This is a genomic window from Domibacillus sp. 8LH (assembly GCF_038806185.1).
Classification (GTDB): Bacteria; Bacillota; Bacilli; order Bacillales; family Domibacillaceae; genus Domibacillus; species Domibacillus indicus_A.
Window position 1 is genome coordinate 57364 of record NZ_JAVJNG010000011.1, and the last position, 25132, is coordinate 82495.

Sequence of the window (25132 nt, forward strand, 5' to 3'; positions counted from 1 at the left end):
ATCTTCTTTAAAATATTCGTAAATATCTTTTTTATTATTTTTTTAGAATAATTCAGTTAATTTACTGTGAATCCGCTTACCTAACAAAAAAGACCTGCATATTTTCCATATACAGGTCTTTCTTCTAAAAAATTTTACTTTGTTCTTTTTAAAATAAAAGCAAACATAACTAGTAAAAGAATCGTCACGGCAAGCCCAAGAAAAATATTTTCCGTAAAACCGAGCACAAGATAACCTGCTGCCGCCGCTAAAGCAGATACGAGCGCATAAGGAATTTGTGTCATCACGTGATCTATGTGATTGCTCCCTGCCCCGGTTGATGAGAGAATCGTTGTATCTGAAATCGGCGAGCAGTGGTCTCCGAATACAGCACCCGCTAAGACGGCTGCCAAAGCCGGCAATAAAAGCGAAATATCTGTTGCTGCTGCGATTTCACCGGCAATCGGAAGAAGAATCCCAAACGATCCCCAGCTTGTTCCAGTTGCAAAAGCCATAATACCGGCTGTGACAAACAAAATTATCGGCAAAAAGCCAATGTTCAAGTCAGATTTTTCTACAAGGCCGGCTAAATACGTGCCTGTTCCAAGCTCACCAATCAGCGCTACGATCGTCCACGCTAAAAATAAAATATACACTGCGGGAAGCATGGATTTAATGCCTTCGACTATCCCTTTTCCTAATACAGCACCGGCTCCCTCAGGGAACACAGCGGCCTGTCGTGCAAAAACCACCAATGCTGTAATAAGCCCAATGACTCCGCCAATAAACAATGATTTTGCTACATCTGTGTTTTCAAAAATAGCAAAAATGTCTGCGCCTTCTCCTGCCGCTTTGAAGCCCGTAAAAAGCATAGCTGCGACCGTACCGATAATCAATGCTACAATCGGCCAGACAAGTCCACCGATCGTACCGCGGTCACTCACCGGCAAATCTTCTTTTAGCTCACCAGGAATTTCACGGCCGCTGAATACCACTTCTCCTGTTTGAACAGCATGATTTTCATGCTTTTTCATTGGACCAAAATCCCGGTTTAATACCGCTACAAGAAAGACCATTCCAAGTGCCGCCCAAACGTAATAATTCATAGGAATCATTTGCATAAACGCCGAGAAAGCTGTGAGGTCCGTTACTTGATGAGCAGTTAAAATGGTGCCGATCAATCCTATAATGTAAGCACCCCAGCTTGAGACCGGCGCTACTACACAAACTGGAGCAGACGTCGAGTCAATGATATAAGCAAGCTTGGCGCGTGAAATACGATGGCGGTCGGTAATAGGCCGTGATACCTGGCCTACCGCCAGTGCATTAAAGTAATCATCGATAAAAATCAAAACACCAAGTAAAGCGGCCATTATTTGAGCACCGGTGCGTGACTTAACGCGCGTAACAGCCCATTCTCCAAAAGCACGGCTGCCGCCGGAAATGGTAATAAACGCTGTAACGATACCTAAAATAAGCAAAAATAAAATAATATATAAATTCCATTCACTCCATTCAAATGCCCCACCTGTTCTTGTGTACACATTACCAGATAGTGCTCCCCAAGCGATTGAGAATGTTTTCCCAATTTTAAAATCAGCAAGCAAAAAAGCTGCTGCCAGAATCCCAACCCCAAGCGATAAAAGCACACGGCGTGTTAAGACCACCATTACAATGGCCAGGATCGGCGGTAAAAGTGAAAAATTGTGTTTTCCAAAAGTATTTCTCCTCCATTTTGTGCAATAAAAAAAAGCAATGGCTTATTGGCTGCATTGCCTTTATAGTTTATTTCGTTAACATCGTATCAAAAAACACAAACCTTTTCTATGCTTTTTTATTTTGACGGTACATTGATGGCATCTGGATTATAGTAGTTTGGCACCGTTCCATGAACAAGCCCCATCGCTACAGGAAGTGTTTGTTTGACGACGGTTGTATCCACCGCAAATGGAACGATAACTTCTACGCTGACTTCAAGTTCAATATATACTTCTACATAAGCAGAGTTAATACCGAACGGCTCCACTTTTGTTTTGACATTCGATGTAACGTCCCCGATGGCATGAAAGCGAATCGGAATACGCGGTCCAAGATTGCCAAGAATAGCGTTATTTGTAATTTGTCCGAGCGGGATCGTGTAAGCAATCCCCTGCGCTCGTGCTGTTTCTTCCGTATCAATCTCGACACCTGAGATCTCTTCAAGTTCCGTTAAATTACCCGCTTCCGCTTTGTCCAGGTTTTCTTCGGCAAGATCAGTCACTTCGGCAAGCACCCTGTTGATCACTTCCGCGTTAAATGTCGTCGATCCTCCATCGCCTTTTTCAGTCGTCATGATATCTTTTATATTAAGATTTTCGGTAATTTCCTCACTGATCGCTTTTTGCAGAACCATTGAAGCAATTTTGTTCGTCTGCGCCTCAGCGAAGTTTAAAATGACTGGCTGAATATTCCGGTTGATCAGCCAAAGAACAAAAATAATGCCAGCTATAAAAAAAATAACAACAGTTAAAAAGCGGCGGCGGCCTGATGATGAAGCACGGCTTTTCCATTTTCTGCGCCTGCGCATAAAAAAACCTCCTTTTCCGCATTGTATGCGGGAAAGAAGGCTTATAGTTGCAGAAGCTTCCATTCCATAATATCGCGTAAAAATTCGGGCATGAAATACCGTTTGGATGAAGCACGATGCAGTTCAACAAAGTAATGGCCATACGTAAACATATCAAGAGTGGCAACCTTGTACGTCCGCTTTATGTCGATCGGCTCACCGTTAACGAAAATATTCGGCTTATCGATCTCGATCCGGTCATACACAAATCGGCCCATGACACTTCCGCGAAAACCGAGCCCTTTAATTTGCAGATGAGGCCATTTTTCGTCACATGTCTGCCGGATGACTTCTGCCAGCTCCGCCCCTGTCAATTCGATTAAACAAGGGTTTATAGGATGAGGCAGCAGTTTATGCAGGTCGTATTTTGTGATATCCCCTGCCGGCAAATTCCCCAATACGACGCCTGCATTTAAAAAAGAGCAGTCAGCTCTGCACCACTCTGTAAGTGCTTCGGTCAGCATTTGAGGCAGCGGAGACGGCTTAAACCAATCACTCCAAAGCTCTTTTTGGAGCCGTACAACCGGCACAGACAGGGCTTGTTCCCCTTTCTCTTCAAAGAGCGCCTGCTGCTTCTTTTCGTCTGGCGGAGGCGTAAGCAACCGGTTTGTTTCATATACACGGGCTCGTTTCTCAGCTATGCGGCCGGCTTTATCGATATCCACTTCTACGTGGCCGGTAAAATAGCCATATTTGCCGGCTGCCGCCATCAATGTTCCATTTACTTCTTTTCCTTCATGAAACGTATGATGGGTATGCCCGCCTAGAATAATATCCGCCTCTGTTTCTTCCGCCAGCTTTTCATCATCATACATCCCAAGATGAGAAAGCACGATTACAATATCTGCTCTCTTTTTCAGCATCGCAATTTGCTTTTTCAGCTCATCAATAGGAAGAGTGACGCACCAGTCCAGAAGCTCATAAAAAGCGGTGTACTGTGCAGTCGCAGACGTAACGGCAATCGTGGTGCCGCCTGCTTGAAAAAAAGTATGCGGTACAACCCAGTCCGGCCGCCTCTCTCCGTTTTTTTCAAACAAGTTGGCGCAAACAACCGGAAAGCGAGCTTGCTCGTACAGAGCGTTCAACGCTTCTCTTGGCATCGTAATTCCTTCATTGTTACCGATCGCAGCCGCATCAAACCGAGATGAATTCAGCAGCTCAATGTTGAAGGCGCCGAGCGTTCCTTCTGTTAACGGATGGGCCCGGTCCACATGATCACCAATATCAAAAGCGAAAACGAACTCTCCGGCCGATTCGTGCAGTTCCCGCTTTTCCTTTAAAAAGCGGGCAATTCTCGGCCAATTTTCAAAATGGCTGTGTAAATCATTTGTATGGTAAATATGTATCGTTTTTTCCATGTTCATTCCACCTTTAATAAATGCCCTGCCAAATCAAGCGGGCACCAACCAAAATTAAAACGAGACGAAGCATTATCACAACGGTTTTTGACGCCAGGCGGGCATTCAGCCAGGCCCCAATTTGTGCCCCGAACCAGGCTCCGGGCACGAGCGCTGCTGCATAAAGCCAGTTTACGTTTCCAAGAAATACGTGTGTCACACTCGATACGCCTGCTGATAAAAAAATAAGCAGCATCGATGTAGCAACGGCTACATGCGGGGGAACCGCAAACAGCATAATCATGGCGGGCACCATTAGTGAGCCGCCGCCGATGCCGAATAAACCGCCTAAAAAGCCGACCACAAATGAAGCGATCGTTCCGGTAATCGGCTCAATGGAATATGTATGAGTTCCTTCGTTATCGGTAAATGTCCGGGTGAGGCCGCGCGAGGCAAACAGCGGTTTTGCCCGATTTTTCAACATAAGTACAAATGACATAAACACCATGAACAAGCCAAAAAACAAGCTGAACTGCTCCATGTTCAGCCCTTTATTGGCCCAAGCCCCAAGCAGGCTTCCCGGCGCGCTGCCAATAAATAAAAGAAAGCCCAATTTATAATCCACTTTTCTCTGTTTCATGTAAGCAAGGGTTGAAGACAAGCCGGTAATAATTAAGATAACCGACGACGTACCCACTGCTATTTGTGGGGAAACGGGGTTGAGCAGTGCCGTTCCGCCTAAAAAAAGCAGTGCTGGCACAATGATAATCCCGCCCCCAAGTCCGACGAGGGCGCCGATTGCTGCTGCGAGCAGGCCGATGCCGAGTAAAAGAATCCATTCCATTCTACATTCTAGCCTCCTAAAACAAATCGAGCTGGCGCGAAGCTAAATTGTCATATTGAATATCAGCTAAATGTAAGAATTGCTTCGCATTATCCGCCGCATCACCGCCGGAATTATTGTTAAACAGCACGAAGACATCTTTTGACTGTTTATGGAGTTCATTCGTAAAATCCACCCACTGCCGTAATTCATGCTCATTGTAGCGATACAGATAGCGCACCTTGCGCCAATTTTTCTGACCGTTTTTCCGCCAGCCTGCCCGGTTGCGTCCATGCAGGCGGACCAGCGTTTTTTCTTTGTTCGTTGCTTGAAGCACAATAGGAATTGAGCCTTCACCGGCCTGCGGCTCATCGCATACCGTATGAATCCAGTTCTCCTGTTCTAAAAAAGAAATCGTTTTATCAAAATACTTGGCTTCATACCAGGTTTGATTCCGAAATTCAATAGCAAGCGGGACATTCCCCATTTTTTCCTGGCAATACCGAATATACGTCACGTTTTCACGTGTGCAGTCGAACCAGGGTGGAAACTGAAACAACACCATGGCGAGCTTTCCTGTTTCGATCATTGGTGTGAGCGATAAGTTAAATGCGTGAAACATCTCTTCTTTCGAGTCAAACGGAATTTCGCCCCGTTCATGGCCGGTCATTCCCTGGTATGCTTTAACTACAAATCGAAAGCCGTCCGGCGTGTCTTCTGTCCATTTCCGCATGTTGCGCTCCGGCTGTACAGCATAAAAGCTGGAGTCAAGTTCAACGGTCGGAAAATGCGCTGCGTACTCGGTTAATTTATCGCGGGAAGCGACTCCTTGCGTGTAAAGTGTGTCATGATCTCCCCAGCCGGTTACCCCTGTATAAATCATCTCGTATCACCTCGTAGTAAGAGTGTAGCATAAGTAGGAATGGCTGTGAATTTCAAGCATCTCAAATACCAGCTCTTTATTTTACTTTTCTTTCTCAAAAAGAAGATGGCATTCCCCAAAGATACACTTCGTAAATCCAGCGTCTCTTTTCTTCTTCAAAAAAGCAGCTTGCAGTATGATTTCTTATTACCCTTTCTCCTTCTCATTGACTCCTCATTACTTTTTCATTATTTGTAAATACTTTCATTTTACCCTGGCAATCAAAAAAACCAAACCACACAGGTGGTCTGGTCTTGGAACAGCTGTGATACACTGTTTAACCGAATGAATTTAAGAATCGTACCAAGCCCTGGCAAGCATCGAATTCAACAACTTAAAAAATCCATCCGTACCCCAGCCTCTTTATTCATTCCTTATTAGATACTATTTTACGTCTATAAGGGGCAGCAACGATCCCCCCTTATCTTTCCATCCATGTTTCCTCTAGTTCCCGACTCTTTCGCCATTAATATAATAAGCAGGCTCGGAGAAAGGAATAAACACGACTTCTATTTCATCAGCACCTGTTGATATAATATGTCTGGTAACGGACTGGGCGAATCGATCGCGAGCTTCTTGCCCGCGTTCAAACCATTTTACTTCAATAAGCGGGAAAGCTGGAATCTCTTCCCCATCAAATACAAACGTCGAATGAGGCACTTCGAACGTAAAATTATCCGTCCCACATTCACAAATTTCTGCAAGCTCTTCTACTAATGGCTTGCTGATTCTTTTCATCTCCTCAATCGATACCCCTCGAATCACTAAGTGCGGCACTTATATTCCCTCCATTATGTATGATCATTTGTTAGCTCTCTGCTGAAAAGTTTATATCAAATCTTTCTATAATCAAAGTCTTTCCTTCTGTTCCATATTGCAGATGCGAACCAAAGTGACCGGTTAGGTAGAACTCCATTAGTCACTGCCTGTTATTTTGGTTTTATTAAGATCGCAGCTTTCTTGATGAAAAATGACTGCCCGTATAGGACCTGATAAGATTATGGTCGATAAACAAATTAGAAGGGATGATCACAATACTGTCATCCTGACAACGTTAAAAAATTCTTTTTATTGCTCAAATAAAATAGTCCCTGATTTAGTACGTGAATGGACACGACGTAAACTGAAGATGGTATCATTTCCTGAAATTATCATGATCTAACAGCTTCTCTTATTCGCGAAACAATGCAAGATTATCTCAAAAAAGCCGGCGTTGAATATAGCAAAAGCACTCATGATTTAAATATACAGACGTGGTTCTATTGCTTAAAACAGGGGAAAGCCTTAAATATACCTTAAATCGCTTGGAGCATAAGACCTTCAAGACAAGATCGAATACTTACCTTCGATACTACAAAAAAATAAAAAAGACGAACTGGATAAGTCCGCCGAACACCTTTCAGAATGAAATCCAATCGAACTTGGTACATTCTTGGTATGCGGCTGATTTATCACAGTTCGCCTTCTATTAAAAGCCTTATGAATAAGGGTTTTTCGGTATTAACCGATAGAACCTTCCATCTCAAATTTAATGAGGCGGTTCATTTCAACAGCATATTCCATTGGAAGCTCTTTTGTAAATGGCTCGATGAAGCCCATAACGATCATTTCTGTTGCTTCTTCTTCAGAAATACCACGGCTCATCAAGTAGAACAATTGCTCTTCAGACACTTTTGATACTTTCGCTTCGTGCTCAAGAGAAATATTGTCATTTAAGATTTCATTGTATGGAATCGTATCTGATGTTGATTTGTTATCCATAATAAGTGTATCGCACTCGATATTTGAGCGGGCGCCTTCTGCTTTACGGCCAAAGTGAACGATACCACGGTATGTTACTTTTCCGCCTTGTTTTGAGATCGATTTTGATACGATTGTGGATGATGTATTTGGTGCAAGGTGAATCATTTTTGCCCCTGCATCCTGATGCTGTCCTTTACCGGCAAGAGCGATCGAAAGCGTCATACCGCGCGCGCCTTCGCCTTTTAGGATAACAGCTGGATATTTCATTGTCAGTTTAGAGCCGATGTTTCCATCTACCCATTCCATTGTGGCGTTTGCTTCACAAACGGCACGCTTCGTTACCAGGTTGAATACGTTATTCGCCCAGTTTTGAATCGTTGTATAGCGGCAGTATCCTCCCGCTTCAATCGCAATTTCTACGACCGCTGAGTGAAGTGAGTTTGTTGTGTAAACAGGAGCTGTACAGCCTTCAACGTAATGTACACTTGCATCTTTATCAACGATGATTAATGTACGCTCAAACTGGCCCATATTTTCTGAGTTGATACGGAAGTACGCCTGAAGCGGCGTATCCACTTTCACGCCCGGCGGAACATAGATGAATGAGCCGCCTGACCAAACAGCCGAATTTAGTGCAGCAAATTTGTTGTCTGTCGGCGGAATGATTTTCGCCCAGTACTTGCGGAAAATGTCTTCGTTCTCTTTCAAAGCAGAATCCGTATCCTTAAAGACAATGCCAAGTTCTTCCAAATCTTCTTTCATGTTGTGGTATACAACTTCGGATTCATACTGTGCTGAAACCCCTGCAAGATATTTTTGTTCCGCTTCCGGAATTCCAAGCTTGTCAAACGTTTGCTTGATTTCGTCCGGTACTTCATCCCATGATTTCTCTGAGCGTTCAGAAGGTTTTACATAATACGTAATTTCATCAAAGTTAAGAGACGCCATATCGCCTCCCCATTGAGGCATCGGCATATTATAAAAATACTCTAATGATTTTAAACGGAAATCGAGCATCCATTGTGGTTCATCTTTCATTTTTGAGATTTCTTTTACGATTTCAGGCGTTAATCCACGTTCCGAACGGAAAATGGATACGTCGCGATCATGGAAGCCATATTTGTAATCGCCAATTTCAGGGGCTTTTTTAGCCATGCTGCATTCCTCCTGTTGTTATGGCAGGCTGACGATAAACGCTCGCTTTCAGGGGTACCTGATGTTCGCGGCGTGAACCCTCAGCCTGCTTTTTTATTTATTCGTTATTTACCGTTTATTTTTGGTCCTGGAGTCCTTTTTCCATTGCTTTCCACGATAGTGTCGCACATTTAATGCGGGCCGGGAATTTTGCCACTCCCTGCAGCGCTTCAATGTCGTCAAGGTCTACATCGTCCGGATAGTCATTACCGAGCATCATGTCAGAAAAAACTTGAGACAGCTTGATGGCATCCTCGATGTTTTTCCCCTTGATCGCCTGTGTCATCATGGAAGCAGAAGCCATGGAAATCGAGCAGCCTTCACCGTCAAATTTCGCGTCCGTGACAACCCCGTTTTCTACATTCATCGTCAAATGAATCCGGTCTCCGCACGTTGGGTTATTCATATCAACGGTCACACTGCCGTCTTCAATGGCCCCTTTGTTGCGCGGATTTTTATAATGGTCCATAATCACCTGACGGTACAACTGATCTAAATTATTAAAAGACATCTGAGAAATACTCCTTCGTTTTTAACAAACTGGCGGCAAGTCTGTCGATATCTTCTTCGGTATTATACAAGTAAAAGCTTGCACGTGCTGTGGCAGATACTTTGCACCATTTCATTAGCGTTTGTGCGCAGTGATGCCCTGCACGAACAGCGATGCCTTCCGCGTCAAGAACCGTCGCCACATCATGCGGATGAACATCATCTAAATTAAATGTTACCACACTTGCGCGGTCTTTTCCTCTTTTCGGACCGAAAACAGAAATTCCCGGAATCTCCGTTACTTTATCCATGGCGTACGCAGCAAGCTTATGCTCATGCTGCTCGATTGCATCCATGCCGATTTCTGTTAAGAAGTCGATGGCTGCGCCAAGCCCGATGGCTCCGGCAATAATCGGTGTGCCGCCTTCAAATTTCCACGGAAGTTCTTTCCATGTTGATTCGTATAAGCCGACAAAGTCAATCATTTCTCCGCCGAATTCAATTGGTTCCATTTCCTCTAAAAGTGCTTGTTTTCCATACAATACTCCAATGCCGGTTGGACCGCACATTTTATGGCCGGAAAAAGCAAGGAAATCACAGTCAAGCTGTGCGACATCAACTTTCATATGAGGAGCCGCCTGAGCTGCATCCACTACCATAACTGCTCCGTTTTCGTGAGCAATTTTCGTAATTTCTGCAATCGGGTTAATGGTACCGAGCACATTTGATACCATCATCACCGATACAATTTTTGTGTTAGGCGTGACGGTTTTTCGGACATCCTCTAAAGAAATGGTTCCGTCTTCCTGTAGAGGAATGTACTTTAAAGTAGCTCCTGTTGCTTTGGCAACCTGCTGCCACGGAATGATATTGGAGTGATGCTCCATCATCGTAATGACAATTTCGTCGCCTTCTTTTACGTTCGTACGCCCGTAGCTTTGAGCGACAAGATTCAATGCTGTCGTTGTTCCACGCAGAAAAACAATTTCCTTTGTAGAAGCCGCATTAATAAACTTGCGTACTTTTTCACGTGCGCCCTCATACAAATCCGTCGCCCGGTTGCCGAGCGTATGCACGCCGCGGTGCACATTCGAATTTGCATAACGGTAATAATGATCAAGCGCTTCAATCACTTGAACGGGCTTTTGGGAAGTGGCCGCGCTGTCAAGATAAACGAGTGGATGACCGTTCACTTCTTGATCAAGAATGGGAAAGTACTTTTTCAGTTCTTTCGCATTCATTGGCGAACTTTCCTTTCAATAACCCCTGTCAATTGCTTTTTCACATTTTCGATTGGCAGGTTGTTTACGACTGGTGCCAGGAAGCCGTGAATCACAAGGCGTTCTGCTTCTTGTTTCGTAATACCGCGGCTCATTAAGTAGTAAAGCTGAAGCGGATCAACACGGCCAACAGAAGCAGCATGCCCTGCTGTAACATCATCTTCATCAATCAAAAGGATTGGGTTCGCGTCACCGCGAGCTTTTTCACTCAACATAAGTACGCGTGATTCCTGCTCAGCGTTTGATTTTGAAGCACCATGCTCGATTTTGCCGATGCCATTAAAGATTGATTTTGCTTCATCTTTCATTACACCGTGCTTTAAGATGTAGCCTTCTGTATGCTTGCCGAAATGAACAACCTTTGTTGTAAAGTTCATTGACTGCTTGCCACGGCCGACCACTACTGTTTTTGTATCAGCAAAGGAACCATCGCCAATCAAGTTTGTCACATTTTCTGAAACGGTATTGCCATCATTCATGATACCGAGTGACCAGTCAATACGCGCATTTGGTGATGTAATACCGCGACGGTTCACGTATGTTGTCATATTTTCAGCTAATGTGTCAACGGCGCCGTATGAAACTTGTGCGTTATCGCCAGCGATCACTTCTGTCACGATATTCGCTACGCCTTGCTCTGTTTTCACTGTGGAAATGTAGTTTTCTACATATGTCACCTTACTGTTCGCATCCGCTGCCACAATAACATGGTTGAACAGCGCAGCCTGCGCATCGTCATGAATGAAAACAGCTTGAATAGGTTCTTGAATTTCAACATTTTTAGGCACGTATAAGAATACACCGCCGTTTACAAGCGCTGCATGAAGAGCGGTTAATTTATGCTCATCTGCTTTGACCACCTGCTGCATAAAGAATTTTTGGAAAACTTCGCTGTGTTCTCTTGCGGCTGTTGAAAAATCAGTAAAAATCACACCTGCTTCTTTTAATTCAGCCGATACGTTTAAAATAGACGGCGTATTGTTGCGCTGTACATAAATGTTTTGTGAAGCTGTTTCTTCACCAATAACCGCTTGTGCAGCCTGTGGCAGCTGAGTAAGCTGGGTATACGCTGCACTTTGTACGCTGTGTGCGCCAAACTCGGTAAAGTTCCATTTATCGAGTTTCGTTTTATCCGGCTTTGGAAGCGGAAGATCTGCCGCCTTGTTAAACGCATCCAGACGAAGGTTTAACAGCCATTCTGGTTCGTTGTTTGCAGCTGAAAAATCGCGGATTGCCGATTCATCAACTGACCATTTTGTTTCTGTCATGTTTGCTCCTCCTATACGATTACTGTACCGTTTCGTCTTCGATGCCAAGTTCCTGCTTGATCCAGTCATATCCTTCTGCTTCAAGGCGTTCCGCTAGTTCCGCTCCACCGGATTTCACGATTTTACCCTGCATCATAACATGAACATAATCAGGTGTAATGTAGTTCAGAAGACGCTGGTAGTGCGTAATCATAAGGCAGCCAAAATCTTCGCCGCGCATTTTATTGATTCCTTTTGAAACCACTTTTAATGCATCGATATCAAGACCGGAGTCGATTTCGTCAAGGATCGCAATTTTTGGCTGAATTGTCATTAATTGAAGAATTTCGTTGCGCTTTTTCTCACCGCCGGAGAATCCTTCGTTTAAGTAACGCTGTGCCATATCCTGGTCCATATCAAGAACGTCCATGTTTGCATCCATTTGGCGGATAAATTTCATGAGGGAAATTTCATCGCCTTCTTCACGGCGTGCGTTTACAGCTGAACGAAGAAACTCAGCGTTTGTAACACCTGTAATTTCACTTGGGTACTGCATCGCAAGGAAAAGACCTGCACGTGCGCGCTCATCTACTTCCATCTCAAGCACGTCTTCACCATCAAACGTGATCGAACCTTCTGTTACTTCATATTTAGGGTGGCCCATGATTGCAGACGAAAGAGTGGATTTACCTGTTCCGTTCGGTCCCATGATCGCATGGAACTCGCCGCCTTTAATTTCAAGGTTGACCCCTTTTAAAATTTCTTTTCCGTCGATTGAGACGTGAAGATTTTTGATTGTTAACGTTGATTGTGACATCTTTTACCCTCCGTATTCATCGGCCGAGAAAACCGATTGTGTCTATTCTCAATTTATTCTCATTACAATCTTATAACAAATGAAATTTATATTCAACTTAGGAAAACGATTAAATAAAGTATTCTCAAATAAAAGCAGAAAAACCGGTTTTAAAACCGGTTTTTCTGCTTATTCATTAGGAAAGGTGATTGGTAAATTTACGATTAAAGTCAGCAACCATGCGTCTTGACTGTTGATAGTCTTCCTCACGGTTCTGCTCAATATCCATTCTCACTTCATGCTTCTGATTGTACTCTGCATAGCCGACACCATGCGATGCATGCATGGCTTTTTCCATACCTTCTGTGTACTTCATATCAAGTGAGTTACTAATGGGGAATCAATCCTTTTCGTTTTTTTTGAAGACCTGGCTTTCGTTCTCTATCCTACCAGAGTCTTGCCAGGAGGCACAAAAGCCGTATGGCTTCTTCCAGCCTTCTCACACTGGGTGAGCTTCGTTACACTCCTTTATATAACCGCTGTCTCCGAATATAAACCTTTTACGCCCGAATTCTAAATTATCAGAAAATAAAATAGGTAAAAAAAAGCGCCTGGCTCCATACCAGGCGCTTTTTCATTATTCTGTAACCGGAACGACTGCTCCGTTCCATTCTTTTGTAATGAAGTCTTGAATTTCTTTTGATTTCAATACTTCAACCAATGCTTTGATTTTCTCTGAATTTTCATCACCCGTACGTGTAACAATTAAGTTTGCATATGGTGAATCTGTGCTTTCAATCGCAACAGAATCTTTTGTTGGGCTGATCCCGGCATCAATGGCATAGTTTGAGTTAATCACAACTGCATCGCCTTCTTCGTTATTGTAAATTTGCGGAAGAAGCGCTGGCTCGTAATCGTAGTCAAACTTAAGATCTTTTGGATTTTCAGCAATATCCTCAAGTGAAGCTTGGGTCTTATCGATGCCATCTTTGATTTTGATTAAACCTTCTTTTTCTAAAAGCATCAATACACGACCATGCTCAGCAACTGAATTACTTAGGATGATCGTAGCACCTTTTGGAAGGTCTTTCAGGCTTTTATATTTTTTTGAGTAAACAGCCATTGGCTCAAGGTGAATAGCGCCAGCATTTGCAAAGTCATAACCTTGTTCCTTCTCTTGAAGCTCAAGGTATGGGATGTGTTGGAAGTAGTTTGCATCTAAATCGCCTTCTTCAAGCGCTGTGTTTGGAAGTACATAGTCCTGGAACGTTTCAATTTGCAGGTCGTAGCCTTGTTCTTTTAAGATTGGCTTTGCCTCCTCCAAAATAACTGCGTGCGGTGTGTTAGATGCTCCGACAAAAATTGTTTTATCGTCTTTAGATGAACCGCCTGAAGCTGATTCCTTATCTTCCGCTTTGTCCCCGCCGCCGCAAGCTGCAAGCACAAGCATAATGGCAGCTGTCAACAAGCCTAGAAGCCATTTTTTATTCATGGTTACATTCCTCCTAAAAAATAAATATATTTTATTAGCGTTTATCAAGCTTACGGACAGCCGTATCGCCGATAAACTGGATAATAAACACGATAACTAAAATCACAATCGTTGCCATTAAAGTCACATCACTGCGGCTGCGCTGGAAACCATCCAAGAAAGCCAAGTTCCCCAGGCCCCCTGCCCCAATCACACCTGCCATTGCCGTATAGCCGACAAGAGCGATGGCTGTGACCGTTAAGCCAGATATAAGAGCCGGCAGTGATTCTGGGATCAGCACTTTGCGGATGATCGTCCAAGTGGACGCTCCCATTGCGCGGGCAGCTTCAATAACGCCACGGTCAATTTCGCGAAGGGCAATCTCAACCATACGAGCGTAAAACGGTGCTGCTCCAATAATTAAAGCAGGCAGTGCCGCGTTTTCACCAATGATCGTTCCTAATAATGCTTTTGTAAATGGAATCAGCAACACGATCAGTATAATAAATGGAATCGAACGGAACACATTGACAATAACGGCGGTGATGCTATACACTGCTTTGTTCTGCCAGAGCTGTCCTTTTGATGTTAAAAACAACAGCAGTCCAAGTAGTATCCCTAAAACAAAGGTAATCACAACAGAAATACTGGTCATATAAAGTGTTTCATAGGTTGCTTCCCACATTTTTTCCCAGTCAACATTCGGAAACCATTGTTCAATCATACTCAATCACCTCCGAATCAACTTGCTGGGCATCCAAAAAGGCGACTGCCTTGTCCACTTCAGACGAATCGCCTGTAATTTGAACAAACAGCGTGCCATACGCGCCATTTTGTGTTTGAGAAATTTTCCCCTGCAAAATGTTTACCCCGACATTAAACGAACGAATCAATTCAGTTACAACCGGCTGTTCCACCGAAACGCCTACAAATGTCAGCTTGACGATTTTTCCTTCTGGATGCTCGGTAAGGAGGTGCTGAATCGTTTCTTTTGATTCCTCTGGTTCGGTGATCTGCTGAACGAACCGCTTCGTAATTGGCTTCTCCGGACGACGGAACACATCGAGTACCGGACCAAGTTCTACGATATTACCATTTTCCATTACGGCTACCCGGTGGCAGATTTTTCGAATAACGTGCATTTCGTGCGTGATAAGCACAATCGTTAATCCAAGACGCTGGTTGATATCGACAAGAAGCTCCAAAATAGAGTCCGTTGTCTGTGGATCGAGAGCCGATGTTGCTTCGTCGCAAAGAAGCACTTTTGGATTGTTCGCAAGTGCCCGGGCAATGCCGACCCGCTGTTTTTGACCGCCGGAGAGCTGTGACGGATATGATTCGCCACGGCCTTGAAGGCCAACGAGCTCAATTAATTCATCCACACGCTTAGTGCGTTCTGCTTTGCTAACGCCCGCAATTTCAAGAGGAAATGCAATATTCTCCCGTACGGTGCGTGACCAAAGTAAGTTGAAATGCTGAAAGATCATGCCGATTTCCTGGCGTGCTTTCCGAAGTTCAGATCCTTTGATCGTTGAGATCTTCCGCCCCGCTACGGTTACGGATCCTTCCGTCGGTGTTTCAAGCCCGTTCAACATGCGGATCAGTGTACTTTTACCAGCGCCACTGTAGCCAATCATGCCAAAAATTTCGCCTTCCTGGATGGATAAATTTATATTATCGACCGCTTTAACCGGACCATTCTTCGTTTGAAATATTTTTTTTGCCTGCTCAATAAAAATCACGGGATCACTTCCTTTCCACAAAAAAAGCCTGACTGTCATAATGACAGAAAGGCGTTTTTGACGTTTCCTTTCTCTCATCTTCCGAAACATGCTGCTTCGTGTGATTTGGCACCTTTTCCTGTAAAGACGGTTGCCGGGCGTCATCGGGCACATTCCCTCAGCCACTCTTGATAAGAGTTGTTTTAATTTATGAATGGATTTTACCACCGTCTGAATACATATGTCAACAAAACATTCTGTAATTCCGACAATATTCGACGGCCTGTTAAAGTGACCGTATTTCTTCATATATATATGGAACTGACTGAAAAGCATAAATTTTCTTTTTTAATACACCCTGCTCAAATAAAAGAAGACACGGAACGCTCTCGATCTCAAAACGATGAGCGATTTCTTCGTAATAATTAATATTGATACGTTGGAGCGGCACATCTGTATTCATCGCTTCAACAACATCAAGCATTTTCCCTGCTACCTGGCATGTACCGCACATCGATGTATACACATAAAGAGCCGATTTAGGCTTGGCTGTATATTCCAGGATTGATTCAGCTGTTTTCATTTTAATGATGTGTTCCTTCCTGCTGTAAATACTCACCGCGCACGTCAATATCAGCCCCCATTAGGAGAGCCGCTAAATAACGGTGCGGCGCCGCAGCCACTTCTTTGTACCCGCGGTCAATGTAAAGGTGCCGGGCATGAGGAAGCTCGCGCTTAAACTGCTGGCGCAGCTTTTCTCCTGATGCATCGGCATCGACTAAAATGTATACGTCCCGCTCGAATAATTGCTCTACCAATTCATCAAGACGTGCGACACCGATTGTTCCATTGGTGCAAATAATATCTACCGGTTCTTTTACAATTTCAGCCACCCGTTTCCGATCAGATGACCCTTCGACGATAATCGTTTTTTCTACCATCATCACCAATCACCCCGCTGCACATTATACTTCTATTGTGGCGCGTTTTCGCCCAAAATGCAAAAAAGAAGGAGGCCCGGCGGCTAATAATATGGAATAAAAGCGACATCCTTCCACTTGTGCTTTTATTCCCCGTGACGTATAAGCCCCTCGCGCTGCCTGGTGCCAGCCAAAAGCAAAAAGACCGGCACGGTGCCGGTCCTCATGTTTAGTCTTCTTTTGTCATTTCTGCGTATTGCTCTGCTGTCATTAAAGCATCAATTTGAGAAGCATCAGAAGGTTCGACAACAATCATCCATGCTTTTTCATATGGTGATTCATTTACAAATTCAGGATTGTCATCAAGCTCTTCGTTAATTTCTACCACTGTACCGCTGACAGGTGCATACAACTCAGAAACCGTTTTAACAGATTCTACGCTGCCGAATGGTTCGTTAACTGTTACTGTATCGCCAACAGACGGAAGCTCAACAAAAACAATATCACCAAGTTCTGCTTGAGCAAAATGAGTGATACCGACCCGCACTTTCCCGTCTTCTTGTTTTACCCACTCATGTTCTTCAGAATAACGCAGCTCTTTAGGTAAGCTCATGTGTATGTACCTCCAGATAAGAATAATTTCACTTTACACTTTACTGATTATGAAGATGGAAAGCAAGAAATCACTGCCATTTTTGTGCATAGTCCTCTTCTTTAAAACCTACTGTTACCTTATCATTGTCTATAGCAAGCGGGCGCTTAATGAGCATGCCATCGGAAGCAAGCAAATCAAGCAGCTCATCATCATCTGCTGTTGCGACTTTTTCTTTTAAACCAAGCTCACGGTATTTTTGGCCGCTTGTATTAAAAAACTTTTTCAGTGGAAGACCGCTTTTTTCGTACGCATCTTTTAATTCTGCTTTTGACGGCGGCGACTCCACAATATGAATGGCTTCATATGAAATATTATGCGCGTCCAGCCACTTTTTTGCATTGCGGCATGTACCGCATTTTGGATACCAGTAAAACTTCATTTCCTATCACCTCATCACATCCATTTCGACATAAGCGCCCGAAATCCTTTTTCAAAGAAATGGATTCCGGAGGCCGGCCGCAAAAAGCTGCCTCAGTGTGTAGACAAAGTCTTTCGCTTTTAAAAAAGAGCCGATAAGGGAAGCCTGCCGGACTTCGCGCGTTCCACGGGCAGTGCGAAAGCCTCCTCGGCTGCGCCTGCGGGGGTCTCCCGACTCACTGTACTTCCCGCAGGAGTCTTCGTCCACCAGGCTTCACTAAGTGGTGTTGCAGATCAATTAAGCAAAGAACGAATAGACATTTTCTCTTTTTTAAACAGAAAGATACGACCTTATCAGCTCTATACCATCTTGTCGCAAGCCACTTGGCGGCGGGAGGGCAGCGCAGACCCCTATGGGATTAGCTGGAAGCCGGGCTCAGCGCCTGCCCCATGGAAAGCGGAGCTGCCTGGACGCCGCCGATCCATCCCATTCATGTGCACGATCATCCATATCATTTGTCTACAGTCTGCGGCGGCAAAAAGCCGCCTCTTTTTAAAAGAAGGCGGCCGCATTTGTTACACCGTATATTTTAGGGATAGATTCAGCCTGTCGGCAGCTTCACGCTTTTTGGCAATAATATTAACGGGGGTATGGCGGCTGAGCTTGCGCAGGGCAGACAGCATCATGCGTAAAGCGTCTCCGGACTCGACAGCAGTGAGCGTTTCTTTTGCATGGGCTTCTATTTCATTGAATGCTTCCTGGCAAAAAATTTCGGTATAAAGCACTTTTTGTCTGTTTTTTTCTTCGCCTGATACACTGATCGCTTTTTCTGTCCGCAGCACGGCCGACTCCATCGCATACACCAGATTTGTCAGATCTGCAATGTTGGCGAGCACTTCCTGCTCAGATTCGAGCGATGTACCATACGTTTTAGCTGCAAGCCCAGCAGCGAGCAGCGTTATTTTTTTAGCCCTTTTCACAAGCATTTTTTGTTGGTCGAGCACCTCATCTCCCGGCTCTTCCGGCAGCAGCATCATGATTTCGTCCTGCAGCTCTCTAGCCCGTTCAAAAAGCGGCAGTTCCCCTTTTATCGCTCTTTTAACCAGTGTGCCTGGCACAAGCAGCCGGTTAATTTCATTGGTCCCTTCAAAAATCCGGTTAATGCGAGAGTCCCGGTACATGCGGGCAATTTCGTATTCCTCCATAAACCCGTATCCGCCGTGAATCTGCACACCTTCGTCCACCATGTAATCCAGCACCTCTGAGCCGAAAACCTTGCCAAGAGAGCATTCGACCGCGTATTCAGCGATAGAGGAAGCGACTGCTTTTCCGTTCTTTTGTTCCTCAGCTGTTAAGCCGCTCATCCGCTCTTCAAAAAGACCAACCGTCCGATAAATGGCGCTTTCCGCTGCATACAGTTTAGCAGCCATCGTACCGAACTTTTCTTTCATGAGAGGAAACTGGGCAATAGGCGTTTTAAATTGCTTTCGTTCTGCGGCATATTTCAAAGAAATATCCAGTGCCCGCTTGGCGCTTCCAACGGCGCCGACACCAAGCTTATAACGGCCAATGTTTAAAATATTAAAGGCAATGACATGCCCGCGTCCTGCTTCACCGAGCAGGTTTTGGACCGGCACCTGCGCATCTGACAAAATAAGGGTTCTCGTTGAAGAGCTTTTAATGCCCATTTTATCTTCTTCCGCTCCGGTCGATACACCTGGATATTGCTTTTCAACAATAAAAGCTGAAAAGTGTTCGCCATCAATTTTTGCATACACAATAAACACATCTGCAAAAGCAGAATTGGTAATCCACTGCTTCTCGCCATTTAAAATATAGTGGGTTCCGGCTTCATTCAGCCGGGCAGTCGTTTTTGCCCCAAGAGCATCCGATCCGGATCCGGGTTCGGTAAGCGCATAAGCGGCAAAGCGGGTGCCGGCAGCCAGGTCTGGGAGATACGCTTTTTTTTGATCTTCATTGCCAAACAACACGATCGGCAGCGAGCCGATACCGACATGCGCTCCGTGTGAGATCGAAAATCCGCCGGCAGCAGCCAGTTTTTCTGCGATTAATGCTGAGCTTATTTTATCAAGACTTAAGCCTCCGTATTCTTCCGGTACATCTGCGGCAAGGAGCCCAAGTTCTCCTGCTTCCTGCAGCAGTTTTACCGACCGGTCAAATTCATGCTTTTCAAGAAAGGGCACCTGCGGCATGACGCTGTTTAGCACAAATTCTTCTGTTGTTTTAGCAATCATTTTCTGTTCGTCTGAAAATTCTTCCGGGGTAAATACTGCGCTGCATGGAACGTCTTCGATTAAAAAGGAACCACCTTTTGCTGCCATACCTTTTCCCCCTTTTACGTAATCCGTTCAAATACACCAGCGGCTCCCATGCCACCGCCAATACACATTGTGACTACGCCGAACTGCCCGCCGCGCCGTGCTAATTCATGGATAAGCGTTAATGTCAGCTTCGTGCCTGTACAGCCAAGCGGATGGCCAAGGGCAATCGCGCCCCCGTTTACATTCACTTTATCCATATCAAGGCCCAGCGTCTGTATGACGCCAAGTGCCTGGGAAGCAAAGGCTTCGTTTAATTCAAACAAGTCAATATCTTTAAGATGAAGTCCTGCCATTTTCAAGGCTTTTGGTATAGCGGCGACTGGGCCGATGCCCATCACTTCCGGCGGTACACCTGCGACCGCAAAGGAACGAAACTTGGCAAGTGGTTTTAAGCCAAGGGCATCCGCCTGCTCCCGCTCCATGACCATGACCGCCGCGGCTCCGTCAGATGTCTGGGACGCGTTGCCTGCTGTGACGGATCCAGCGGCAGAAAAAGCAGGACGAAGCTTGGCGAGTGCTTCCATAGATGTTTCGCGGCGCACACCTTCATCCATTGAAAAAGTGACTTGCTCTTCCTGTACGCGCAAACCCTCTCCTATGTGCCGGAATGTAACGTCCACCGGTACAATTTCGTCGTTAAATTTTCCTTCGGCAATGGCGCGGCCGGCTTTTTTATGGCTTTCAACAGCAAAGGCATCCTGATCTTTACGGGAAACGCCATACTTTTTGGCGACTTCTTCTGCAGTGTGGCCCATGGACATATAGTACTGGGGCATTTCTTCGGCGATTTTTACGTTAAGACGAGCTACATGCCCCATCATCGGGACAAGGCTCATTGATTCCACTCCGCCAGCTATAATCGTTCGGGCATGGCCGAGCATAATCCGCTCTGCCGCATACGCAATGGACTGAAGACCGGATGAACAGTACCGGTTAATCGTTACAGCCGGAACGTCATGCGGCAGGCCGGCAAGCGCCCCAATATTCCGGGCTACATTTAATCCCTGTTCGGCCTCAGGCATCGCGCAGCCGATAATCAAGTCATCAATGTCTCCGCTGTATTCTCCTGCCCGTTTTACTGTTTCCCGTACAACGAGTGCACCGAGATCGTCCGGACGTATATGACGGAGTGTTCCTTTTTTAGCCCGGCCGACCGGTGTCCGCGCCCCTGCTACAATCACCGCTTCTTTCACTGAAATCCCCCTTTTAGTTGCGAAGTGGCTTTCCTTTCAGGAGCATGTGCTGCATGCGCTGCTGTGTTTTCGGCAAGGCGGCCAGCTGTAAAAACGCCGCTCGCTCAAGCTCCAGCAAATACTCTTCCTCTACTTCCGTTCCAAACGGCACTCGTCCTCCGGCAATGACCCAGGCGAGTTTTTGGGCAATGTCAAAATCATGGTCGGAAATAAAACCTGCTGTGTGCATGGAGCGGGCTCCCATCAGCATCGTGGCATAACCCGTTTCTCCGGTGACCGGAATTTTTTTTCGAATCGGCGCTCTATAGCCTGTATCTGCTAAGTGAAGTGCAGCTTTTTTTGCTTCATAAAGCACATGGTCGCCGTTTAAACTGATTCCGTCAGATCGATAAAGAAACCCGCGTTTGCGTGCTTCTGCTGCTGAAGTAGATACGTTTGCCAGGGCAATCGTTTCGAACACTTTGTTTGCAGCCGCCTGCAGATCTTCCCCGGGCATTTGGTTCAAGCAGCGGATGTAAAGTTCTTTATTGCCTCCTCCTCCAGGAATCAGGCCAACGCCAGCTTCAACAAGACCTATATACGTTTCATGGGCGGCCTGGATGTGGGCGGCTGGCAGGCACACTTCCGCTCCGCCGCCGAGCGTCATACCAAACGGTGCGGCTACAACAGGCTTTGGGCTGTATTTAATATTCATCATCGCCTGCTGAAACTGTTTAACGGTTGCTTCAATTTCCCAAAGGTCCTCATCCTGCGCCGCCATTAAAATAAGCGCCAGATTTGCACCGACACAAAAGTTTTTGCCCCGGTTGCCGATCACGAGGGCCTGATAGTTTTTCTCCACTTCTTCTATCGAGAGATTGATCATTTGAATAATATCGAGACCAATCGCGTTGTTCGGCGAAGTAAATTCAAGCAGCGCTGCCCCGTCGCCGATATCATGCAGCCGTGCTCCACTGTTTTCCTTGATGACATCTGTTCCTTTTGGCAAATAAATCACTTTTTTGTCCTGAGGTACAGGCTTATAAGATTTGGTCAGAGGATCGTAATAACAATCATATTTATAAAAGGAATCTTTCATTTCTTTTACCCAGGCCGGCACCTTCAGCCCTTCTGCTTCCATCCTGGCAATGGATTCGTTTCGGCCGATTTGGTCCCAGATTTCAAATGGGCCTTCCTTCCAGCCGAACCCCCACTTCATTGCCCGGTCAATCGCAACAATATCGTCGGCAATTTTTCCAGTAAGCGCTGCCGAGTAAAGAAGCGTCGGAGCAAGTACTCGCCAAAGAAAAGTACCCGCCTTGTCTTTGGCGTACAGGAGTGTTTTCCATTTGGCCGATCCCTTTTGCTGCTTGGCACGTTCTACTGAATCCGCTTTCAACTTCTTGCGTGGACCGTATTCCATCGTTTTGGCATTCAGCTCTAAAATCGTTTGCCCTTCTTTCTTAAAAAAACCCTGCCCTGCTTTTGCACCAATCCAACCGTTTTTCTGCATTTGCACAAGCAGTTTTGGCACTGTAAATACGACTTTTTCCTCTCCATCCGCCTGTTCATATACATTTTTCGCTACATGAATAAATGTATCGATCCCAACGACATCAAGCGTACGAAAAGTTGCGCTTTTCGGTCTTCCAATGAGCGGTCCCGTAACCGAATCTGCTTCTCCGAATGAGAAATTCATTTCTTCCATGACGTGCATTGTTTTTAACAAGCCGTACGTGCCGATCCGGTTGGCAATAAAGTTAGGTGTATCTTTTGCAACCACCACCCCTTTGCCAAGGATATTCTCCCCAACTGATTTCATAAAATCAGTCACATCCGGGTCGGTATAGAGTGTGGGAATCAGCTCAAGCAGCTTTAAATACCTGGGCGGATTAAAAAAGTGTGTACCAAGAAAATGTTTTTTGAAATCCTCGCTGCGTCCTTCAGTCATCGCTTCAATCGAAATGCCGGATGTATTGGAAGAAACGATACTTCCGGTTTTGCGATGGACATCTACAAGCGCTAAAATATCTTTTTTTACATCAAGCCGCTCAACAACCACTTCAATGATCCAGTCTGCATCCGCTAATTTGTCTGCGTCGTCTTCAAGGTTACCTGCTTTAATCAGGGCAGCATAATCTTTTAAAGCAAGCGGAGCCGGTTTTTGTCCAGACAGCTCCCGAATTGCTTTTTCGGAAAGAGAGCTGCGGTTCTTTTCACCTTCTAATACCCGGTCAAGAAGCAAAACGGGAATACCTGCATTGGCTAAATGGGCAGCAATACCTGAACCCATGACTCCTGATCCGATCACAGCCGCTTTACGAATAAGCTGAATCACAAATGAGCCCCCTTTTTGAATGAATACTCATTCATTTATCATATTTAAACTATAACGCACCCTTTTTTAAATTTCAACGGTCGCATCAATGAAATTTTTGGGTAAACTAAGGGAAACATTGATAAATTGCTTTCTCTTCCGGATAAATCCGTCAGGGACAAGCATTGTAAAAGGATGGGACAGTCATGAGAGAAAAGATTGTACAACTGTTTGTACTGGTCATCTGTATGGGTTCAATTTATTTTTCAATTCGTTTTTATTCCAATGAGTTATCGGTTGCCTTTACGTATTTAGCTGTCGGGGTTTCCGTTTTAGTTGTCATAAATCTCCTTCTGTTTGATTCACGCGGGACTAACTCAAAGGTGGCATGGAGTGCAATTGTCCTTGCATTTCCGCTTGCCGGCGCTGTCTTGTATGCCGTATTTGGCCGGGATCCAAGAAGACGGCTGCTGCCGAAGCAGGTTGTCTCGGAAACCGTTAAATTTATCACCACCATGCGTCATCAAGGAAAAGAATGGGATATATCTGACCAGCTTCCAGAGGCGAAAAATATTCGAAATATGACCGGCTTCGAGGCGATGTCTGGCAATAAAGTAGATGTTTTAACGAACGGTGATGAAACATTTCCAGCAATTTTAGATGCAATTCGGCACGCGGAACACCACATTCATATTCAATATTATATTTTCCGCGACGATAATATTTCTATTCAAATTCGCGATGCGCTTATTGAACGGGCAAAAGCGAACGTTCACATCCGTTTTCTTTTCGACGGCCTTGGCTGTTCAAGCCTGCCAAAATCTTTTTTAAAGCCGATGCGTGATGCAGGTATTGAAACTTATGCATTTGATTCGATTATATCCCCATGGCTCACCCGTACTGCTAACTTGCGCAACCATCGTAAAATGGTCGTTGTGGATGGGCATACCGGTTTCACAGGCGGACTGAATGTCGGTGAAGAATATTGCAGCAACGCCCCTCAATTTAAAAAGTGGCGGGACACCCATATCCGTATTCATGGGCCGGCTGTTCACCAGCTTCAGGAAGCATTTATAACAGACTGGATCCACGCAACAGGAGCAAAATCATCCTTGCTTGACGAACTGAAAGAACCGTTTCGATTTGAAGCGTATTTTCCCGAAAAAGTGGATGAAGCCGATCAAATGGTTCAAACCGTTTATGGCGGCCCCTATAATGAAGAACGTGATGTCCGGGATGCGATGCTGGAAATGATTCAATCCGCTGAAAAATCAATTTGGCTTACCACTCCATACTTTGTGCCGGATGATGAAGCGCTGGCGGCTATTCGTGTAGCAGCCAGAAGCGGAAAAGACGTGCGCGTTATTGTACCGGGAAAAGGCGACAGGGCGATTTCATTCTATGGAACGAATTCTTATTTTAAAGATTTGCTTAGCGCCGGCGTAAAAGTGTTTGCTTACCGGGATGACTCGTTTACGCATGCAAAAGTACTGCTGATTGACAATGTGCATGCGATTGTAGGAACAGCAAATTTTGACGTTCGGAGCTTTCGATTAAATCATGAACTCATGACGTTTATATATAACCGGACCCCGGCTGTAGAAAAAATTGAAATTGATTTTCTCCATGACTTTGCTGATTCTGTACCCGTTACGCGCGAACGCTTTGAGCACCGGACCTTCTTTAAGCGGATTGGAGAATCACTGGCCCGTCTGCTGTCTCCCATTTTATAAAAAATCGGCTGCCGGATAAAAGGCAGCC

General features: G+C 45.1%; 23 protein-coding genes and 1 riboswitch. Of the genes, 1 reads left to right on the forward strand and 22 read right to left on the reverse strand.

Annotation, left to right across the window (positions count from 1 at the left end):
- Positions 1–134: 134 nt before the first annotated feature.
- The 22 genes from RG959_RS13885 to RG959_RS13990 form a co-directional block, all read right to left on the reverse strand.
- A complete protein-coding gene (locus tag RG959_RS13885; protein WP_342797603.1) occupies positions 135–1649 on the reverse strand; it encodes a Na+/H+ antiporter NhaC family protein in 1515 nt (504 codons plus the stop codon).
- 164 nt (positions 1650–1813) lie between these two features.
- A complete protein-coding gene (gene yunB / locus RG959_RS13890) occupies positions 1814–2545 on the reverse strand; it encodes a sporulation protein YunB (protein ID WP_242234054.1) in 732 nt (243 codons plus the stop codon).
- A 41-nt stretch (positions 2546–2586) separates the two neighbouring features.
- Entirely contained in the window at positions 2587–3942 is a 1356-nt protein-coding gene (locus RG959_RS13895) for a bifunctional metallophosphatase/5'-nucleotidase (RefSeq protein ID WP_342797604.1), read from the reverse strand.
- A gap of 13 nt (positions 3943–3955) precedes the next feature.
- Positions 3956–4765: a sulfite exporter TauE/SafE family protein gene (locus tag RG959_RS13900; protein WP_342797605.1), complete on the reverse strand. Its 810-nt coding sequence runs from the start codon at positions 4763–4765 to the stop codon at positions 3956–3958.
- Positions 4766–4781: 16 nt separating this feature from the next.
- Entirely contained in the window at positions 4782–5627 is an 846-nt protein-coding gene (locus RG959_RS13905) for a DUF72 domain-containing protein (protein ID WP_342797606.1), read from the reverse strand.
- 483 nt (positions 5628–6110) lie between these two features.
- Positions 6111–6443 carry a DUF1904 family protein gene (locus RG959_RS13910; protein WP_342797607.1) on the reverse strand — a complete coding sequence of 111 codons (333 nt, stop codon included), beginning with the start codon at positions 6441–6443 and terminating at the stop codon, positions 6111–6113.
- A 723-nt stretch (positions 6444–7166) separates the two neighbouring features.
- Entirely contained in the window at positions 7167–8564 is a 1398-nt protein-coding gene (sufB, locus tag RG959_RS13915; RefSeq protein WP_242234059.1) for a Fe-S cluster assembly protein SufB, read from the reverse strand.
- Positions 8565–8679: 115 nt separating this feature from the next.
- Positions 8680–9114, reverse strand: coding sequence for a Fe-S cluster assembly sulfur transfer protein SufU (gene sufU / locus RG959_RS13920; RefSeq protein WP_309088776.1), 435 nt, complete (start codon positions 9112–9114; stop codon positions 8680–8682).
- Complete coding sequence (locus tag RG959_RS13925) at positions 9104–10333, reverse strand: cysteine desulfurase (protein ID WP_251269787.1); 1230 nt, start codon at positions 10331–10333, stop codon at positions 9104–9106. Before RG959_RS13925 ends, sufU begins: the two co-directional genes overlap by 11 nt.
- On the reverse strand, positions 10330–11640 hold the full coding sequence (sufD, locus tag RG959_RS13930; RefSeq protein ID WP_342797608.1) for a Fe-S cluster assembly protein SufD: 1311 nt from the start codon (positions 11638–11640) through the stop codon (positions 10330–10332). Before sufD ends, RG959_RS13925 begins: the two co-directional genes overlap by 4 nt.
- 19 nt (positions 11641–11659) lie before the next feature.
- Positions 11660–12436 carry a Fe-S cluster assembly ATPase SufC gene (gene sufC / locus RG959_RS13935; RefSeq protein ID WP_309088772.1) on the reverse strand — a complete coding sequence of 259 codons (777 nt, stop codon included), beginning with the start codon at positions 12434–12436 and terminating at the stop codon, positions 11660–11662.
- A gap of 175 nt (positions 12437–12611) precedes the next feature.
- Positions 12612–12791: a YuzK family famiily protein gene (locus RG959_RS13940; protein ID WP_242234064.1), complete on the reverse strand. Its 180-nt coding sequence runs from the start codon at positions 12789–12791 to the stop codon at positions 12612–12614.
- A 261-nt stretch (positions 12792–13052) separates the two neighbouring features.
- Positions 13053–13907, reverse strand: coding sequence for a MetQ/NlpA family ABC transporter substrate-binding protein (locus RG959_RS13945; RefSeq protein WP_342797609.1), 855 nt, complete (start codon positions 13905–13907; stop codon positions 13053–13055).
- A 34-nt stretch (positions 13908–13941) separates the two neighbouring features.
- The gene (locus RG959_RS13950; RefSeq protein WP_242234066.1) at positions 13942–14610 is read right to left on the reverse strand and encodes a methionine ABC transporter permease; all 669 of its coding nucleotides are present in this window, start codon (positions 14608–14610) and stop codon (positions 13942–13944) included.
- Positions 14603–15628 carry a methionine ABC transporter ATP-binding protein gene (locus RG959_RS13955; RefSeq protein WP_342797610.1) on the reverse strand — a complete coding sequence of 342 codons (1026 nt, stop codon included), beginning with the start codon at positions 15626–15628 and terminating at the stop codon, positions 14603–14605. The genes RG959_RS13950 and RG959_RS13955 overlap by 8 nt, the downstream gene beginning before the upstream one ends.
- Positions 15629–15699: 71 nt before the next feature.
- A riboswitch (SAM riboswitch) is annotated at positions 15700–15805 on the reverse strand.
- 88 nt (positions 15806–15893) lie between these two features.
- A complete protein-coding gene (locus RG959_RS13960) occupies positions 15894–16190 on the reverse strand; it encodes a thioredoxin family protein (RefSeq protein ID WP_242234068.1) in 297 nt (98 codons plus the stop codon).
- A gap of 1 nt (position 16191) precedes the next feature.
- Positions 16192–16554 carry a toprim domain-containing protein gene (locus tag RG959_RS13965; protein WP_251269795.1) on the reverse strand — a complete coding sequence of 121 codons (363 nt, stop codon included), beginning with the start codon at positions 16552–16554 and terminating at the stop codon, positions 16192–16194.
- A 202-nt stretch (positions 16555–16756) separates the two neighbouring features.
- A complete protein-coding gene (gcvH, locus tag RG959_RS13970; RefSeq protein WP_251269796.1) occupies positions 16757–17140 on the reverse strand; it encodes a glycine cleavage system protein GcvH in 384 nt (127 codons plus the stop codon).
- Positions 17141–17210: 70 nt separating this feature from the next.
- Positions 17211–17561 carry an arsenate reductase family protein gene (locus RG959_RS13975; RefSeq protein ID WP_342797611.1) on the reverse strand — a complete coding sequence of 117 codons (351 nt, stop codon included), beginning with the start codon at positions 17559–17561 and terminating at the stop codon, positions 17211–17213.
- Positions 17562–18115: 554 nt separating this feature from the next.
- On the reverse strand, positions 18116–19882 hold the full coding sequence (locus tag RG959_RS13980) for an acyl-CoA dehydrogenase family protein (RefSeq protein WP_342797612.1): 1767 nt from the start codon (positions 19880–19882) through the stop codon (positions 18116–18118).
- A gap of 14 nt (positions 19883–19896) precedes the next feature.
- The gene (locus RG959_RS13985; RefSeq protein ID WP_342797613.1) at positions 19897–21075 is read right to left on the reverse strand and encodes an acetyl-CoA C-acetyltransferase; all 1179 of its coding nucleotides are present in this window, start codon (positions 21073–21075) and stop codon (positions 19897–19899) included.
- Positions 21076–21088: 13 nt separating this feature from the next.
- On the reverse strand, positions 21089–23392 hold the full coding sequence (locus RG959_RS13990; RefSeq protein WP_342797614.1) for a 3-hydroxyacyl-CoA dehydrogenase/enoyl-CoA hydratase family protein: 2304 nt from the start codon (positions 23390–23392) through the stop codon (positions 21089–21091).
- Positions 23393–23577: 185 nt separating this feature from the next.
- Between RG959_RS13990 and cls the strand changes: the two genes are divergently transcribed.
- Positions 23578–25104 carry a cardiolipin synthase gene (gene cls, locus RG959_RS13995; protein WP_342797615.1) on the forward strand — a complete coding sequence of 509 codons (1527 nt, stop codon included), beginning with the start codon at positions 23578–23580 and terminating at the stop codon, positions 25102–25104.
- The last annotated feature ends 28 nt before the right edge of the window (positions 25105–25132 follow it).